General features: G+C 45.8%; 1 protein-coding gene. It reads right to left on the bottom strand.

The genetic code is table 11. The features are described from left to right. Positions 1-82: 82 nt before the first annotated feature. The gene (gene elyC / locus R8O10_RS24295) at positions 83-868 is read right to left on the bottom strand and encodes an envelope biogenesis factor ElyC (RefSeq protein WP_141180289.1); all 786 of its coding nucleotides are present in this window, start codon (positions 866-868) and stop codon (positions 83-85) included. Positions 869-885: the final 17 nt, after the last annotated feature.

Genomic DNA, 885 nt, shown 5'->3' with positions numbered 1-885 from the left:
TGCAGGTGATTAATCACCATCAGACAAGCAGTAAAGAAAAAGGAGAGCCAATGCTCTCCTTTTTTGTGTTTATAAATCGGGTTTATTCCGCTTCCACCATCGGCGTTTGCCCTACGGTGTCACGCAGTCTTTGCCAAACGCTACCAAGGTATTCATGCCAAAACAGTTCAGTTTGCTCAAGGTAGCGAGCTTTAGGTGAATACTTGTCCCACGGTTGGCTAACTTCGTCTATCGCTAAGAAATTCGTTGGAGCAGGGATGGGTTTAATTCCAGCTGCGTTAAACTCGTACAGCGCACGGCTGATGTGGCTCGCTGACGTGACCAGCACAATCTCTTTTTGTTGAACAAAAGCGGCGGCTTGTCTTGCTTCTTCCCATGTGTCTTTTGCATCTTCCAACAAAATAATGTCGGATTTTGCAACACCTAATGCCAAAGCAACGTTTGCCATCATACGAGCATGGCTGATCTCAGAGCCACCATCATAACCAGATAAAATTAGCTTTGCGCCTGGGTACATACGCAAAATACGAATGCCTTCCGTTAATCGCATCAACGCCGCGCGGCTTAATTGCGATGTTGGTGGAATTTCGTCATCGACCACGTGGCCATTACCCAGCACCATAACGTAGTCAATGGTACCTGACACAGGTAAAAAGGCCTTATGCTCGCGCTCAAGTGGCATGAGAAGCTTGGTTGAAACAGGTTGGAAGGCAACTAGAAAAAGGCCAACAAAAGAGAACAGAACAACGAAGCAGCCAGTTTTACGTTTTGTGGTAAAACTAATGAGAGCAAGACCTAACAAGCCTATCAGTAGCAATGCCGGAAGCGGCATAAGCAAGGCTGACATTACTTTTTTCAGCTCAAACATACATAAATAGTCCGAAA

It is taken from the genome of Vibrio sp. 1727 (genome assembly GCF_033344415.1).
In the GTDB taxonomy this organism is placed as follows: domain Bacteria; phylum Pseudomonadota; class Gammaproteobacteria; order Enterobacterales; family Vibrionaceae; genus Vibrio; species Vibrio alginolyticus.
Note: the sequence above shows the minus strand (reverse complement) of the source record. Positions and strands in the feature narration are given on the sequence as shown.

Excerpts from the sequence above, each read along its gene's own strand:
- elyC (WP_141180289.1), bottom strand. The coding sequence starts at position 868 with ATGTTTGAGCTGAAAAAAGTAATGTCAGCCTTGCTTATGCCGCTTCCG.